This window comes from Arthrobacter sp. TJ-217 (genome assembly GCF_058269255.1).
In genome coordinates this window covers 138146-153783 of sequence record NZ_JBZCNJ010000003.1, presented here as the reverse complement: position 1 = coordinate 153783, position 15638 = coordinate 138146, and the positions used below count along the sequence as shown (strand labels likewise).

Annotated in this window: 13 protein-coding genes; 11 read left to right on the top strand and 2 right to left on the bottom strand. The window is 67.7% G+C overall.

All coding sequences use genetic code 11. The features are described 5' to 3' along the window. The first annotated feature begins 153 nt into the window (after window positions 1-153). The gene (gene smc, locus AC4D2R_RS06560; RefSeq protein ID WP_490938639.1) at window positions 154-3750 is read left to right on the top strand and encodes a chromosome segregation protein SMC; all 3597 of its coding nucleotides are present in this window, start codon (window positions 154-156) and stop codon (window positions 3748-3750) included. A gap of 18 nt (window positions 3751-3768) precedes the next feature. Here smc and AC4D2R_RS06555 read toward each other — a convergent pair whose 3' ends face one another. Further along, on the bottom strand, window positions 3769-5040 hold the full coding sequence (locus tag AC4D2R_RS06555) for an MFS transporter (protein WP_490939068.1): 1272 nt from the start codon (window positions 5038-5040) through the stop codon (window positions 3769-3771). A gap of 101 nt (window positions 5041-5141) precedes the next feature. On the opposite strand from AC4D2R_RS06555, the gene ftsY reads away from it, so the two are divergent. From ftsY to AC4D2R_RS06540, 3 genes are all read left to right on the top strand, one after another. After that, complete coding sequence (gene ftsY, locus AC4D2R_RS06550) at window positions 5142-6344, top strand: signal recognition particle-docking protein FtsY (protein ID WP_490938637.1); 1203 nt, start codon at window positions 5142-5144, stop codon at window positions 6342-6344. Between the two features lie 239 nt (window positions 6345-6583). Continuing rightward, window positions 6584-7891 (top strand): ammonium transporter, encoded by a 1308-nt coding sequence (locus AC4D2R_RS06545; RefSeq protein WP_490938635.1) that lies wholly within the window; start codon window positions 6584-6586, stop codon window positions 7889-7891. Then, window positions 7888-8226, top strand: a complete 339-nt coding sequence (locus tag AC4D2R_RS06540) for a P-II family nitrogen regulator (RefSeq protein ID WP_490899982.1) — start codon at window positions 7888-7890, stop codon at window positions 8224-8226. Before AC4D2R_RS06545 ends, AC4D2R_RS06540 begins: the two co-directional genes overlap by 4 nt. Before the next feature lie 85 nt (window positions 8227-8311). On the opposite strand, the gene AC4D2R_RS06535 is transcribed toward AC4D2R_RS06540, so the two are convergent. After that, a complete protein-coding gene (locus AC4D2R_RS06535; protein ID WP_490938632.1) occupies window positions 8312-9754 on the bottom strand; it encodes a glucose-6-phosphate dehydrogenase in 1443 nt (480 codons plus the stop codon). A 128-nt stretch (window positions 9755-9882) separates the two neighbouring features. On the opposite strand from AC4D2R_RS06535, the gene ffh reads away from it, so the two are divergent. From ffh to trmD, 7 genes are all read left to right on the top strand, one after another. Then, window positions 9883-11463, top strand: coding sequence for a signal recognition particle protein (gene ffh, locus AC4D2R_RS06530; protein WP_490938630.1), 1581 nt, complete (start codon window positions 9883-9885; stop codon window positions 11461-11463). Window positions 11464-11539: 76 nt separating this feature from the next. Continuing rightward, window positions 11540-12235: an alpha/beta fold hydrolase gene (locus tag AC4D2R_RS06525; protein WP_490938628.1), complete on the top strand. Its 696-nt coding sequence runs from the start codon at window positions 11540-11542 to the stop codon at window positions 12233-12235. Window positions 12236-12312: 77 nt separating this feature from the next. Next, on the top strand, window positions 12313-13233 hold the full coding sequence (locus AC4D2R_RS06520; protein ID WP_490938626.1) for a VOC family protein: 921 nt from the start codon (window positions 12313-12315) through the stop codon (window positions 13231-13233). A gap of 130 nt (window positions 13234-13363) precedes the next feature. Next, window positions 13364-13771, top strand: coding sequence for a 30S ribosomal protein S16 (gene rpsP / locus AC4D2R_RS06515; RefSeq protein WP_490899987.1), 408 nt, complete (start codon window positions 13364-13366; stop codon window positions 13769-13771). Between the two features lies 1 nt (window position 13772). Then, complete coding sequence (locus AC4D2R_RS06510) at window positions 13773-14018, top strand: RNA-binding protein (protein ID WP_490899988.1); 246 nt, start codon at window positions 13773-13775, stop codon at window positions 14016-14018. A gap of 192 nt (window positions 14019-14210) precedes the next feature. Continuing rightward, window positions 14211-14789, top strand: a complete 579-nt coding sequence (gene rimM / locus AC4D2R_RS06505; RefSeq protein WP_490938624.1) for a ribosome maturation factor RimM — start codon at window positions 14211-14213, stop codon at window positions 14787-14789. Beyond that, window positions 14789-15586 (top strand): tRNA (guanosine(37)-N1)-methyltransferase TrmD, encoded by a 798-nt coding sequence (trmD, locus tag AC4D2R_RS06500; RefSeq protein ID WP_490938622.1) that lies wholly within the window; start codon window positions 14789-14791, stop codon window positions 15584-15586. Before rimM ends, trmD begins: the two co-directional genes overlap by 1 nt. Window positions 15587-15638 lie beyond the last annotated feature (52 nt).

Here is a 15638-nt window from a genome sequence, read left to right as displayed (position 1 = left end):
GCTCGGGATTCTTTCGAACCTTTGGAAAGCCTACTTCGTAATTTGTGCCATTGTTCGATTTTCGTTGGCACGCTCACACTGTGAATGCCGCTTGTTGGTCTCACGACCCAGTAGATTGGGGAGACCCGCCCCCTCCTGGAGATCCTGACCACTGTGCATTTGAAGAGTCTAACCGTGCGCGGCTTTAAGTCCTTCGCCTCAGCGACGACTTTCAACTTCGAACCCGGCGTTACCGCGGTCGTTGGGCCCAACGGCTCCGGAAAGTCCAACGTTGTCGACGCACTTGCCTGGGTTATGGGCGAACAGGGGGCGAAAACCCTCCGCGGCGGGAAGATGGAGGACGTCATTTTCGCCGGTACGTCAGGGCGCGCGCCGCTCGGCCGTGCCCAGGTGACGCTGACAATTGACAACGCCGACGGCGCCCTGCCGATTGAATATTCAGAGGTGACGATCTCCCGGACGTTGTTCCGCGCGGGAGGTTCGGAATATGCGATCAATGGCAGAAACTGCCGATTGCTTGACATTCAGGAGTTATTGTCGGACTCCGGCCTCGGCCGTGAGATGCATGTGATTGTGGGGCAGGGCCAGCTCGACCGGGTACTTCATGCAACACCCGAGGACCGGCGCGGATTCATCGAGGAAGCCGCAGGTATCCTCAAGCACCGGCGGCGCAGGGAAAAGACCGTGCGGAAGCTCGAGTCGATGCAGGCCAATCTTGCCCGGCTCACAGACCTCACCGGTGAACTGCGCCGGCAGCTGACGCCGCTGGGCAGGCAGGCCGACGTCGCCCGGCGTGCCCAGCAGGTGCAGTTCGAAGTGCGCGATGCGCGGGCGCGCCTTCTTGCCGACGAGCTCGTCGGACTCCGCGCCGATGTCGAGAGGGAAGCCGCCGAGGAGGCGGCGCTGAAGGAGCGCCGCGCCGACGTCGAGCTGCAGCTCACCGGTTCCCGGACGCGCCTGGCGGAGCTGGAGCGTCTCGCGGCGGAGGCCACACCCGCCGTCAACGGAGCCCGTGACACCTGGTACCGCCTCACCTCCACCCGCGACCGCTTCGCGTCGCTGGGAACGCTGGCGGCCGAACGGCGCAAACTGCTTGGCTCCGCGGATGCCCCGGCCGAATCCGGGCGCGACCCGCAGGAACTCGAACGGTCTGCCGCACGGCTGCGGGCCGAGCAGGCGGAGCTCGCCAAGCGGGTCGATGAACAGCGTTCCGGGCTCCAGGAAGCGGTACGGCGCCGCACCAACGCCGAGGCCGCCGCGGCGGACGAGGAAAAACGGCTCGCCGCGCTCCTTCGCGCTGCCGCCGACCGCCGCGAAGGCGTGGCCCGCCTCGCCGGGCAGGTGGGCGCCGCGCGGTCGAGGGTTGAATCCATCGAAGCCGAACTGGGCCGCCTGCGCAGCTCAATCGCCTCGGCGGGGGAGCGGAAGAACGCCGCCAAGGCCGAATATGCGGCCCTTGAGGCGCAGGTGGCCGGCGCCGAGGAGGGCGAGGAAGGGCTCGACGCGGAATACGAGGAGGCACGGGCAGCCGTCGATGCCCTTGCCGCCCGGACCGCCGGGCTGCGCGAGGAAGCGCGATCCGCCGAGCGGGAACGTGATGCGCTCGCGGCCCGGCGCGAGGCCCAGCTGGAGGGCCTGCAGCAGCGCGACGGATCGGGGGCGCTCCTTGCCTCGGGGCTCTCCGGGGTCCTTGAACCCTTCGCAGGCCTGCTCCGGGTTGAACCCGGATTCGAAACGGCTGTCGCGGCGGCGCTCTCCGGCCTCGCCGAAGCCGTCGCCGTTGCCGATCTTGCCAGCGCCGTCGAGGCGCTCGACCTGATGAAACGGGAGAACTCGGGCCAGGTTGCGTTGATTGTCGCCGACGAAGCCGCAGCAGCGCCCGGGCAAGGAAACCCGGCCGGTCCCGCCGGAACCGCCGCGGCTGGAATCGGCCGCCGAGCCACCGACCTTGTCACCTGCAGCCCATCCCTCGCCCCGGCCCTCGCCGCCCTGCTGGCGGACATCGTCGTCGTCGAGGACGGCAGCGAAGCCCGGGCGGTGGTTGAGGCCAACGGCGTGTTCACCGCGGTCACCCGTGACGGCGACATCGTCTCCGCCCACACCGCGCGCGGCGGATCGCCCGGTGCACCCGGTGTCCTCGAACTGCGCGCAGCCGCCGAGGAGACCGAGAACCGCCTCCGCAACGCCTCCGGGCAGCTTGAACAGCTGAAGTTCCGGCTCGCCGCAGTGGCCGCCGAACGCACCGAAGCGGAGTCGCGGGCCACTGCTGCCCTGGAGCGGCTCCACGAATCCGATGCGCGCCTTGCCGCCGTGTCCGAGCAGCTTGGCCAGCTCGGGTCGGCCCTCCGGTCCGCCGACGGTGAGGCGGAGCGGCTCGGACAGCTCGCCCGTGCCGCCGAGGTGAACCTTGCCGCCGAGCAGTCGAAGCTCCACGATGCGGCTGAACGCCTCGCCGCGGTCCAGGACCTGCCGGCCGACCCGGACCCCTCGGTCGCCGAAAGGGACCGGCTCGCCCAGGCAGCGGTGCAGTCCCGCCAGGCCGAAATGGACGCCCGCCTTGCCCTGCGCGGTTCCGAGGAGCAGCTGAACGCCCTGACGAACCGCGCAGCCTCGCTTGAACGTGCCGCCGCTGCGGAGCGCGCCGCACGCGAGCAGGCCGCCGAACGGGCGCGGATCCGCGCCCGCCAGGCCGCCCGTGCCGCCGCCGTTGCGGCGGCCGTCCAGCAGATGCTTCCCTTCATCGAGCTTTCAATCGCCGAAGCTGCTGCCAAGCGCGACGAAGCCGAGCGGATCCGCACCCAGTGGGATGCCGAGCTCGGCGCGGTCCGCACCACTATCGACGGACTTGCCGCCGAACTGGCCCGGCTGACCGAGTCGGTGCACCGCGACGAACTTGCCCGGGCCGAGCAGCGCCTGCGCATCGAGGCGCTTGAGAACCGTTCGATCGAAGAGCTCGGGCTCACCCCGGAACACCTCACCGCCGAATTCGGTCCCCACCTTCCGGTGCCGGCCGGCGCGGCCGAAGGCGACAAGTGGGCCGAACTGCGCGCCCCTGTCGACGAGGACGGCACACCGATTCCCGAAGGCATCCCCTTCGTGCGGGCCGAGCAGGAAAAACGGCTCAAGAAGGCCGAACGGGATCTCAGCGCCCTCGGCAAGGTCAATCCCCTCGCCCTTGAGGAATTCGAAGCGCTTGAGGAGCGGCACTCCTTCCTCACCACCCAGCTCGAAGACCTCAAAGCGACACGAAAGGACCTGCTCGACATCATCCGGCAGGTCGACGAGCACGTCGAGCAGGTCTTCACCGCTGCCTACCGTGACACCGCGATCCAGTTCGAGCGGGTCTTCGCCACGCTCTTCCCCGGCGGCGAGGGGCGCCTGGTGCTCACCGACCCCGACGACATGCTGGCCACCGGCATCGAAGTCGAGGCCCGCCCGGCGGGGAAGCGCATCAAACGGCTGTCGCTGCTGTCAGGCGGTGAGCGCTCCCTCACGGCGGTCGCGCTCCTCGTCGCGATCTTCAAGGCCCGGCCGTCGCCGTTCTACGTGATGGACGAGGTCGAGGCCGCCCTCGACGACACCAACCTGGGCCGGCTGATCTCCATCTTCGAGGAGCTTCGCGAATCGAGCCAGCTCATCATCATCACCCACCAGAAGCGCACCATGGAGGTCGCCGACGCCCTGTACGGGGTGACCATGCGCGGTGACGGCGTCTCAACGGTGATCAGCCAGCGCCTGGTCGAGGCCTGAGCGGCCCCGCCGAAGGGGTCAGCTCTCCGTAGCAGGAGAGGCCGGGCCGGCCGGCGGCGCAGCGGCCGCCCGCCCGGGCAGGGTTTCCCGCGCGGCCACCCAGACGGCGAACGCGACGGCGCCGGTGGCTCCGGTGACGGCAAACGCCAGCCCGTACGAGCCGTAGGGGAGGACATCGATGATGACCCCCGCAAGGATCGGGCCGAGGATGGCCCCGGTGTCGGCGCTCATCTGGAAGGCGGCGAGCACCTTTCCGCCGCTTCGCGTATTGCCGACGACGTCGGCCACTGCCGCCTGCTGGGCGGGATTCAGGATCCCAGCACCGAGCCCCCCGATCGCACACACGGCGAGGAAGGCCGGGACGCTGCCCGTGAAGCCCAGGGCGGCCATGGCAAGTCCGTTGACGGCAAGGCCGGTGAGGATCAGCGGCCGCCGGCCAACCGTGTCGGCAAGGCGTCCAGAGAACGGAAGGGCTATCGCGGTTCCGGCGGCGAAGAAGGCAAGGGAGATGCCGGCGATTTCGGGTCCGGCGCCCAGCACGGCCGTCGCGAACAGCGGCACCAGCGCCATGCGCACCCCGAAGGACGACCACCCGTTGGTGAAGGCGGAAACCAGGGATGCCCGGTACGCCGAATCCGTGAGCGCCTCGCGGAACGGCAGCACCGCCGGCGCCTCACCCGACCGCCGCTCGGCGAGCGTTGTGTCCTTCAACCTGAGGAACACGACCGCCGAGGCAAGGAGCAGTGCGGCGGCGTAGACAAGGAACGGCACCCGCAGCCCGAAGCCGGCGAGCAGCCCGCCGAGGAGCGGGCCGCCGATGCTGCCCAGCAGGAAGGCCGACGCGTAGGCGCTTGAAACGCGGCCCCGGATGCTGGGCGGTGCCAGCCGGACGATGAGGCCCATGGCCGACACGGTGAACAGGGTTGATCCGATACCGCCGAGGCCCCTAAAGACAAGCAGCTGCCAGTAGCTGCCGGCGAAGGCGCAGGCCGCCGTCGACAACGCAACGATCAACAGCCCCATCACGTAGACCGGGCGCTCCCCGAGGCGTTCGATGAGACGCCCGCCGGCCGGGGCGAACACGAGCCGGGTGAACGCGAAGGCGCTGACGATGATCGAAGAGGCCGCCACTCCCACATCGAAGCTCTGGGCGAACTGGGGGAGGACCGGGGCAACAAGCCCGAAGCCGAGGGCGATGACGAAGGCCGCCGCGATGAGGACCCGGATCTCCTGCGGAATACGCACCGCTTCGGGCTTCCCTCCGGCACCCGGGGGTGCCGCTCGGAACATCGCAGGGAAGGGGAGCCGCCGGGGAAGTCTGACCATAATGCATTGAGTCTTTCATTGGGTGCGGGAAGATGCTCAATCGGCTCGTGTGAGAAGCTGGAACCGTGAATGAGACTCTCCAGATCGTAATCTTCGTAGCCCTTGCCATCGCGGTTCTCGGCTCCCTGGCGGTGCTTCTTCTGAAAGGCCGCAGGACGCCCCCGGGCACCTATCAGGCAGTCCGCGACGCAGACGACACGGGCGGGCTCAAGGCGTCCGGATCGACGTCGACGGCCCTGCTGGACAACCCCTCCGACACCGACGCACCGCCGCACGTTGTTGTCCCCGATGACCTGAGCGACCTCGACGAGGCGATCGCCGAGCCGATCCCCGTCGACGTACCGGACCCGGTGCAGGGCAGGCTGGCACGGCTGCGGGCCCGCCTCATCCGCTCCAACAACGCCCTGGGCAAGGGACTGCTCGCCCTCCTCTCACGCGACACGATCGACGAGGACGTGTGGGACGAAGTCGAGGAGACCCTCCTGTTGGCCGACCTCGGCACCGAGCCGACCCTTGAGCTTGTCTCGGCCCTGCGCCAGCGGGTCAAGGTGGCGGGCAGCAGGAGCCCCGCCGAGGTCAAGAGCATGCTCCGCGAAGAGCTCATCCGCCTCGTCGACCCCTCCATGGACCGAACACTGGCCACCGAGCGCCACCTTGACCGCCCCGCCATCGTCATGGTCGTCGGCGTCAACGGTGTCGGCAAGACGACGACCGTCGGCAAGCTTGCCCGGGTGCTCGTCGCCGACAACAAGGACGTCCTGCTCGGGGCAGCCGACACCTTCCGCGCCGCCGCCGCGGAGCAGCTGGCCACCTGGGGCCAGCGCGTCGGGGTGCCGACGGTGAAGTCCGATATCGACGGCGCCGACCCTGCCTCAGTTGCCTTCGAGGCCGTGAAGGCGGGAATCGACCAGGAGGTCGACGTCGTGATGATCGACACCGCCGGACGCCTCCAGAACAAGATCGGTCTCATGGACGAACTCGGCAAGGTCAAGCGCGTCATCGAGAAGCAGGGGACGGTCGATGAGGTTCTCCTCGTCCTTGACGCGACAACCGGGCAGAACGGGCTCAACCAGGCGAAGGTCTTCTCCGAGGTCGTGAACATCACGGGCATCGTGCTGACGAAGCTCGACGGCACAGCCAAGGGCGGGATCGTCGTGGCGATCCAGCGCTCCCTCGGGGTACCCGTGAAGCTGGTGGGCCTTGGCGAGGGCGCCGACGACCTCGCGCCCTTCGACGCCGAAAGTTTCGTTGACGCACTGCTGAACTGAGCCCCGCCGAACCGGCTCTCCGCCGAACCGGCTCTGAGCTCGACTTGCTGGACTGACCCGGCCGGACCTGCACGGGAGGCCCGGCGCACGAAACACCGCCGAAACAACCGCGTCATCGGCCTTTAACGTTACCCGCGGGTACGTAACGTGGCCGCAATCAAAGCTCCTCCGGGCTGAAACACCGGAGCGTCACTCTGGGAAGTGCGGGAAGTGCCCGCCACCTCTGAGAGGACGTGAAAATGGATCTGACAGCAGGTCACGTCTGGGTAATGGTTTCGGCCGCCCTGGTACTGCTAATGACGCCGGGTCTTGCCTTCTTCTACGGCGGCATGACCCGTGCCAAGGCTGCATTGAACATGATGATGATGAGTTTCATCGCGGTCGGCCTCGTGGGAATCGTGTGGGTCCTGTGGGGGTACTCAATGACCGGCGGTGAGGGCGTAGCCCAGCTGTTTGGAAATCCCTTCGCCGCTTTCGGCCTGCAGGGACTGATTGGTACCGAGGACCTCATCGGAGCCGGTTACGGTGTGACGTTCGCGATCATCACCGTCGCCCTGATCAGCGGGGCGATCGCCGACCGGGCGAAGTTCGGGGCATGGTCCCTGTTCGTCCCCATCTGGGTGACTGCCGTCTACTGCCCGCTTGCCTTCATGGTGTGGGGCGGTGGACTGCTCAGCGCCGACGGAGCCATCGGAGGCGCCGTCGGTGAAGCGATCGACTTCGCCGGCGGAACGGTCGTCCATATCAGCGCAGGCGTAGCCGCACTCGTCCTCGCCGTGATCCTCGGCAAGCGCCAGGGATTCGGCAAGGACCCAGCACAGCGCCCGCACAACATCCCCCTGGTGATGCTCGGTGCGGCCCTGCTCTGGTTCGGCTGGTTCGGGTTCAACGGTGGAGCGGCCGGAACCGCAGAGGAAGCGGGACTCATCTGGGTCAACACCATGGCAGCTCCTGCCGCGGCAATGGTCGGCTGGCTCGTCACCGAACGGTTCCGCGACGGCCGGCCCACCTCCCTCGGTGCCGCCTCCGGCATTGTCGCGGGCCTTGTTGCGATCACACCGGCATGTGCCAACGTCAGCCCGATCGGCGCCATCTGCCTCGGCCTCGTGGCCGGCGCCCTGTGTGCGCTCGCCGTCGGCGTCAAGTACAAGCTCGGCTTCGATGACTCCCTCGACGTCGTCGCGGTTCACCTCGTGGCGGGCATCGCCGGCACCCTGGCCCTGGGCTTCATCGCCCTTCCGGTCGACGGTGCGGGCGGAGGCATCCTCTACGGCGGCGGCGGTGCTCAGCTCCTCGCCCAGTCCGTCTCGGTCCTCGTCGCGATCACCCTGTCGGCCGTCATGACGGCGATCATCGGCCTGGGCATCCACAAGACCATCGGGTTCCGCATCACCTCCGACAACGAGGTGGCAGGCGTTGACCTGTCGGAGCACGCGGAGACGGCCTACGAGTTCGGCGGCCTCGGCGTCGGCGGGTCCTTCCACCCCTTCGCGGATCAGTTCCGCGAGAAGAAGCACATCGAGCAGACGGAGAGCGTAAACTCATGAAACTCGTGACAGCGATTGTCCGTCCGGACAAACTCGACAACGTGCGCGGCGCCCTTGAGGACTATGGGGTGCAGGGGCTTACGGTCAGCGAGGCCAGCGGCTACGGACGCCAGCGCGGGCACACCGAGGTCTACCGGGGTGCCGAGTACACAGTCGACCTGCTGCAGAAGGCGCGGGTTGAGGTCCTCGTGGCCGATGACTGGGTCACCGACATCGTCAACGTGCTTGTCTCAACCGCCAATACGGGAAACGCCGGCGACGGCAAGGTCTGGGTTATTCCGGTCGAGGACGCCGTGCGTGTCCGCACCGGAGAACGCGGCGAGGCCGCGATCTGACGGATCCCTACGCAAGACAGGCCACCCCCGGCCGCATGGGTCCGTTCGGCTCCTGCGGACCGGGGGTGGCCCGCGTGGGCCTCGGTCAGAGCGACGCGCAGCTCTGCCAGTCCGTGGGGCCGCGCGTGCCGGCCGGATATTCCTCCATTGGCACCTCGTTGGCAGCCCACGCCGCAAGGACGGGCTCAACGATCCGCCAGCAGTCCTCGGCGATGTCCCCGCGCACCGACAGGGTCGGGTCGCCGGCGAGCACGCCGTCAAGGACCTCGCCGTAGGGCAGCAGGTCGGTGGCGTTCAGCTCGGCGGTGAGGGTGGCCCGGTCGAGGGAGAAGATGTCACCGGGCCCGTTGACATCAAGCTCGAGCTGCAGGGTGTCGGGGCCGAATCCGATGCGCAGCCGGGTGGGGGAGTCCTGGCCGGTGAAGCCGGCGGGGACGTGGCTGACGGGTTTGAAGGTGATCACCGCCTCCTTGCGCCTGGTGCCCATCCCCTTGCCGGAGCGGAGAATGAAAGGCACTCCGGCCCACCGCTGGTTGTTGATCGACACAACAACCTCGGCGAGGGTCTCGGTTCCCCGGCTGCCGTCGACGCCCGGTTCCGCGACGTAGTCGGGAACCTCGCGGCCGTTGATGCTGCCCGCTGTGTACCTGGCCCGCCGGGTGTTTCCCGGGACGGAGACGTCGATCGAGCTCGCCCGAAGCACCGAACCGATGTGGTCGCGCAGGTCCCGCTCGTGCAGGGTTGACGGAGCGTTGAGGGCCAGCAGCGCCATGACGTGAAGCAGGTGGCTCTGGATCATGTCGCGCAGGGCGCCGGCTTTGTCGTAGTAGCGCGCACGGTTCTCGAGGGCGAGGTCCTCATCGAAGATGATCTCGACCTTCTCGATGTGGAGGTTGTTCCACACCGGCTCAAGGATCCGGTTGGCGAAGCGCATGCCAAGGATGTTGAATACCGTCGCCTTGCCCAGGAAGTGGTCGACCCGATGGATGTGCTCCTCGGGAACCATCATGGCCAGGTTCTGGTTGAGCGCGTGGGCCGAAGCCTGGCTGGTGCCGAACGGCTTCTCCATCACCAGCCGGGTTCCCACGGGCAGCCCCAACGGGGCCATGGCAGCACAGGCCTGCTGGCTGATCGCCGGGGGGAGCGCGAAGTAGATGGCGACAGGCCCTTCAAGGGTCTGGACCAGCTCGCCGAGCGCACCCGGCGCGGTGACGTCGAGGGCATGGTAGGTGCTTGCGTCGCGCACCTCCTTGAGGGCGGCCCGTCCGGCGTCGTCACTCTTGCCCATGGCAAGGGCGAAGGAGGAGTCGAGGCGTTCGCGCCACTGCTCGTCGGTCCAGCTGTCCGACCCAGCGCCCACCAGGCGCAGTCCGGGAGCACGGCCGAGGCGGATGAGCCGCGCGAGCCCGGGAAGCAGGAGACGCCCGGTGAGGTCCCCCGAAGCACCGAGGATCAGGAGGGTTTTCACCCGGCGCTCGGTGCCTCCGCGGGGAAGGGTCTGGGGTTCGGCTAATGAAGTAGTATCCACCCCTTTAGACTGCCACTTTCGCCCGCCAATGTCCCACGATGTCGTCGCCTTCGGGTTTCGCCGTGGCCACCAGTTGATACCCTTGAGCTTGAGTTCCTCCAACCTCCGATGAAAGTAGTTTCCGGCCCGTGTTCAATTCACTCTCCGACCGGCTGACCACGACGTTCAAGAACCTCAAAGGCAAGGGGCGCCTGAGCGAGGCGGACATCGACGCAACAGTGCGGGAAATCCGCCGCGCGCTCCTTGACGCCGACGTCGCCGTCCCCGTGGTGCGCGCCTTCACCGCCAGCGTGAAGGAACGTGCGCTCGGCCTTGAGGTGTCCCAGGCCCTCAACCCGGGCCAGCAGGTCGTCAAGATCGTCAACGAGGAACTGGTGGGGATCCTCGGCGGTGAGACCCGCCGCATCCGACTCGCGAAGACGGCCCCGACCGTCATCATGCTCGCCGGCCTCCAGGGTGCCGGCAAGACGACGCTTGCCGGAAAGCTCGCCAAATGGCTCAAGGGCCAGGGCCACAGCCCCCTGCTCGTCGCCGCCGACCTCCAGCGCCCCAACGCCGTACGCCAGCTCCAGGTCAACGGTGAGCGCGCCGGCGTACCCGTCTTCGCGCCTCACCCCGGGGTGAGCTCCGAGTTCGAGTCGGCCACGGGCGATCCCGTCGCCGTCGCCCGCCAGGGCGTCGCCGAGGCGCGGACGAAACTGTACGACGTCGTCATCGTCGACACCGCCGGACGCCTCGGCGTCGACGCCGAACTGATGCAGCAGGCTGCGGACATCCGGACCGCCATCAGCCCCGACGAGGTGCTCTTCGTCATCGACGCCATGATCGGCCAGGACGCAGTGAACACGGCGCTGGCGTTCAACGAAGGCGTCGACTTCACCGGCGTCGTGCTGACCAAGCTCGACGGCGATGCCCGCGGCGGCGCCGCACTCTCCGTGGCCTCGGTTACGGGCAAGCCGGTCATGTTCGCCTCCACCGGCGAGGGCCTTGGCGACTTCGAACTGTTCCATCCCGACCGCATGGCCTCGCGCATCCTCGACATGGGCGACATCCTCACCCTGATCGAGCAGGCGGAGCAGTCCTGGGACAAGGACGAAGCGGCACGGATGGCGAAGAAGTTCGCCGACCAGGAAGACTTCACCCTCGACGACTTCCTCGCCCAGATGCAGCAGATCCGCAATATGGGTTCAATGAAGAAGATGCTCATGATGATGCCCGGCGCCGCCGGCATGCGCGAGCAGCTCGAGAACTTCGATGAGCGCGAAATCGACCGGGTCGAAGCCATCGTGCGCTCCATGACACCGCACGAGCGCCTCGCACCGAAGATCATCAACGGTTCCCGCCGTGCCCGCATCGCCCGTGGGTCCGGGGTGCACGTCTCCGAGGTCAACGGCCTGCTCGAGCGGTTCGGCCAGGCCCAGAAGATGATGCGCAAGATGGCCTCCGGTGGCGGAATCCCGGGCATGCCGGGCATGGCCGGTCCCGGCGGGTTCGGCGGCGCGCGCAAGAAGGCAGTCGCGGCGAAGGGCAAGAAGAAGGCCCGCTCGGGAAACCCCGCCAAGGCAGCCCAGGAGCTCGCAGCAGCCGAGGCAAAGCGGAGCGCAGCCCGCTCCGCCGCACCGACGGGCGCCGCGTTCGGCGGACAGAACGACTTCGACCCGGCGTCCTTGAACCTCCCCAAGGGCTTCGAGAAGTTCCTCGGCAAGTAGCGGACCCCCTCCCGGGGACGGCCGGTGGTTCGTCCGCCGGTGGACCGTGCAGTGAGCGATGGCAAAGATTGGCAGCATGACGCAGGAACGCATTGTCTTCGTTCACGGCAGCGGCGCGTTCGGCTCCGCAGCCTGGCCGCGCCAGCACGGACTGTCCCTCGATTACGACAGCCTGTTCCTTCGGCGGCACGGCTTCGACCCCGTGGCCGAGCCGCTTCCCACCGACTACGGCGAAGACCAGCGCATCGTCATTGAGGCGCTCGGTACCGGCGGGCACGTCGTCGCCCATTCGCAGGGAGCAATCGCAGCGATGCTTGCAGCGGTGGAGCGGCCCGACCTTGTCACGTCCCTGACCCTCGTCGAGCCGGCGTGCTTCTCGCTGACCGCCGATCTGCCTGCCACTGCCGCACACATCGACCTCGTGGCTCCCCTCTACGCCCGTCGGGACACCCTTTCCGACGAGGGATTCCTCCGCCAGTTCGTCCGGCTGGTGTTCTCGGCCGAGGCGGAGCGGCCCGCCACCGAGGACGCCCGCCGCACCGCCCGGAGGCTGCGCCTCCAGGCGCCGCCCTGGTCGGCGCCGCTCCACATCGTCCCCGGCGTGCCGACCCTTGTCCTCACCGGAGGCTGGGAACCCCTGTATGAAGAGATTGCCGAATACCTCGCCGGCACGGGAGCCGTGCACCGGGTGACGGGCGGGGGACACCGGCCCCACGACACAGCGGAGGGCAACCGGGTCATCCGCAGTTTCCTCCGCACCGGGCAAGCCTAGACGCTGGGCGCCCTTCCGGAATAAGTTGAATCTTCAACTAGTTGTACCGGTAAGGACGTCACCACGAGGAGGATTTCATGCTGAACCAGGATCTGCTGCCCGCCGGAACCGGAATGGGCACTGTTTCGCTCAAGGTCGGCAACCGGAAGATCATGACCGACTACTACACGGAGGCGCTGGGGCTCGAGCCCGTCGCCGAAACCGCTGACGGTCTTTATCTGGGCCGCGGCGACACGGCCCTCGTGCATCTCGCGCCCGCCGAGGGGCTGCGCCTTCCCGCCCCGAGCGAAGCCGGCCTGTTCCACACCGCACTGCTGTTCGCCGACCGCGCAGGGCTCGCCGCCACCGTGGCCTCCGCTGCCCGCCACAACGCGGGCCGGTACGTCGGAAGCGCCGACCACCTCGTCAGCGAGGCCTTCTACTTCGCCGACCCGGAAGGCAACGGGGTTGAACTCTACTTCGACAAGCCCCGCGATACGTGGCAGTGGACCGGTTCCGGGAAGGAGCGCACGATCGTCATGGACAACGTCGCCCTCCCACCCCGGCAGTACCTTGAGGAACACCTGACCGAGCAGGCAGTTGCCGACCTGACCGGGTCGGCAGCCGATGTCGGGCACGTCCACCTCCAGGTGGGGGACATAGACACGGCCCGGAAGTTCTACGTCGAAACCCTCGGCTTTGAGCGGACGGCCGGCTGGCACGATCAGGCCCTTTTCGTTTCCGCCGGCGGATACCACCACCACATGGCGATGAACATCTGGAACAGCAGGGGAGCGGGGCCCCGCCGCGACACCCTCGGGCTGGGCGAGGTGCTCATCCGCGTGCCCCGCGCCGAGGAGGTCGATGCCCTGACCGACCGGCTGAAGGCGGCCCGGATCGAGCACCTTCACACCGGCAGTGAACTGCGCTTCGCAGACCCGTGGAACAACCGGATCCGGGTCGCGGTTGGCGCGCCCGGCACAGGAATCGCACAAATGACCGACGGTCTGGCACAATAGATTCGTACTCGATCCGTGCAGCCCCTCTCTCTGCGCGTGAATTGTGTCCTTTGAACCCCTCTGATTGGCCCGCCCCACGGGAGCAGGACGAGGGGTTCGCCCCTTTCATTTACAAGGAGTGACCACACAAGTGGCCGTAAAGATTCGCCTGAAGCGCATGGGTAAGATCCGCGCACCTTTCTACCGTGTCGTCGTCATGGATGCGCGCGCCAAGCGTGATGGCCGTGCCCTCGAGGAAATCGGTAAGTACAACCCCACCGAGGAGCCCTCGTTCATCGAGATCAACTCGGACCGTGCGCAGTACTGGCTCGGAGTCGGCGCACAGCCGACCGAGCAGGTCTCCGCGCTGCTGAAGATCACCGGCGACTGGCAGAAGTTCAAGGGCCTTGAAGGGCAGGAGGGTACCCTTCGGACGAAAGCACCGAAGGAAGCCTTCGTTGCTCCCGAAAAGGGTTCGGTGATCGTTCCTGAGGCAATCACGCCGAAGGCCAAGAAGTCCGACGCTGACGACGCCGCGGAAACCACCGAGGCCGAGTAAGTTGCTTGCCGAAGCGCTGGAGCACCTCGTCCGCGGCATTGTGGACAACCCTGACGACGTTCAGGTTTCCGCAAAGAGCAACCGCCGGGGCGAGACCCTCGAAGTGAGGGTTCACCAGGAGGACCTTGGGAGGGTGATCGGCCGCCAGGGCCGCACCGCCCGGGCGCTCCGCACCGTTGTCTCAGCGCTTGCCGACGGCGAACCCGTCCGCGTGGACGTCGTCGACACGGATCGCCGCCGCGGTTAGCCGCGATCCACCAGCTTCACGATCTGCCGGTTTTTCCGGTACATCTGCTTCGCCGTTCGGCCCCGCACCAGAGGATGGTGGTGGGGCCGAACTGCTTTCCGGGGCGTCCGGCGGGGCCCGGCCGGACGCCCTGAACATCTCTTCGATTTCCCCCTTCCCTCACTTTTCTTCAGAGCAGCAGGAGCAGCGCACATGGACGTACTTGTCGCAAGGATAGGCAAGCCCCACGGAATCCGCGGGGAGGTAACCGTCCAGCTGTTCACCGATGCCCCCGAGGACAGGTTCGAACCGGGAGCCGTTTTCCGTGCCGAAGGCATTCCCACCCCGGAGCTCACCGTCACCAGCGCGCGGTGGAACAAGGAGATCCTGATCGTCGGATTCGAGCAGGTGCCCGACCGGAATGCGGCCGAGACGCTGCGCGGCGGAAACCTGTTCATCGACAGCGACGACGCCGATGATGACGACGATGACGCCTGGTACGAGCACGAACTGGTCGGGCTGGAGGCGCGCGTCGAAGGCAAGAGCGTTGGCAAGGTGACCGCCCTGCGCACCATGGCCGTCCAGGATCTGCTGATCGTGGAGTTGGCCGACGGACACGAAGTGCTTGTTCCCTTCGTCGGCGAGATCGTCCCCGAGGTGAACCCGGAGGGCGGTTACGTGACGATCGTTCCTCCCGCCGGCCTGCTCGAACTCAACCTGCCCGGTTCCAACTCCGCCCCCGACGACGGGGACGAACTGGCGGGCGGCGGCGCCGGGGCGGCCCGGCGCTGATGCGTATCGACATCGTCACCATCTTCCCCGAGTACCTTTCCGCCCTTGACGTCTCACTGATCGGCAAGGCGCGGCAGGACGGCCTGCTCGACGTGAGGGTGCACGACCTGCGTGGCTATACGGTGGACAAGCACCGCACCGTCGACGACACCCCCTACGGGGGCGGAGCCGGAATGGTGATGAAGCCCGAGCCCTGGGCTCAGGCCCTCAACGCGATCGCGGGGGAGAGCCCCGGAGGCGCCCGCCCGGTGCTCATCGTGCCTTCACCCGCCGGGGCAGTGTTCAACCAGGCGATGGCCCACGAGTTCGCCGGGCGCGAGCATCTGGTCTTCGCCTGCGGACGGTACGAGGGCATCGACGAGCGCGTGCTCGACTGGGCCTCCGAGGCCTATGACGTACTGCCCGTCAGCCTCGGCGACTATGTCCTCAACGGCGGTGAGGTGGCGGTGCTCGCCATCGTCGAGGCCGTCGGGCGGCTCATCCCCGGGGTCGTGGGCAACCCCGTATCCCTCGTCGAGGAGTCCCACGCGGACGGGCTGCTCGAATACCCCGTCTACACGAAACCGTCATTCTGGAGGGGCCGGGGCATCCCTCCGGTGCTGCTGAGCGGCAACCACGCCAAGATCGCCCAGTTCCGGCGCACCGAGCAGTTCCTCCGGACGGCAGCCCGGCGCCCGGACCTGCTCGAGGCCGTGGACGCCGCCTCCTTGAGCAAGGATGACCGCGCCGCGCTGGAACGGGCGGGCATCGACGTCGTTGACGGGCGGCTTGTTCCGCGGGCCGAGCCGCGGGATTAGCTCCTCCCGCGGAGGGTGTGGAATAATTGGGGCTTGTGCCTGCTGGACGGGC

What these genes read in the sequence shown, in the direction of transcription:
- AC4D2R_RS06555 (WP_490939068.1), bottom strand. Translation starts at nt 5,040, where the DNA reads ATGTTCCGAGCGGCACCCCCGGGTGCCGGAGGGAAGCCCGAAGCGGTG.
- AC4D2R_RS06545 (WP_490938635.1), top strand. Translation starts at nt 6,584, where the DNA reads ATGGATCTGACAGCAGGTCACGTCTGGGTAATGGTTTCGGCCGCCCTG.
- AC4D2R_RS06540 (WP_490899982.1), top strand. Translation starts at nt 7,888, where the DNA reads ATGAAACTCGTGACAGCGATTGTCCGTCCGGACAAACTCGACAACGTG.
- AC4D2R_RS06525 (WP_490938628.1), top strand. Translation starts at nt 11,540, where the DNA reads ATGACGCAGGAACGCATTGTCTTCGTTCACGGCAGCGGCGCGTTCGGC.
- AC4D2R_RS06520 (WP_490938626.1), top strand. Translation starts at nt 12,313, where the DNA reads ATGCTGAACCAGGATCTGCTGCCCGCCGGAACCGGAATGGGCACTGTT.
- rimM (WP_490938624.1), top strand. Translation starts at nt 14,211, where the DNA reads ATGGACGTACTTGTCGCAAGGATAGGCAAGCCCCACGGAATCCGCGGG.
- trmD (WP_490938622.1), top strand. Translation starts at nt 14,789, where the DNA reads ATGCGTATCGACATCGTCACCATCTTCCCCGAGTACCTTTCCGCCCTT.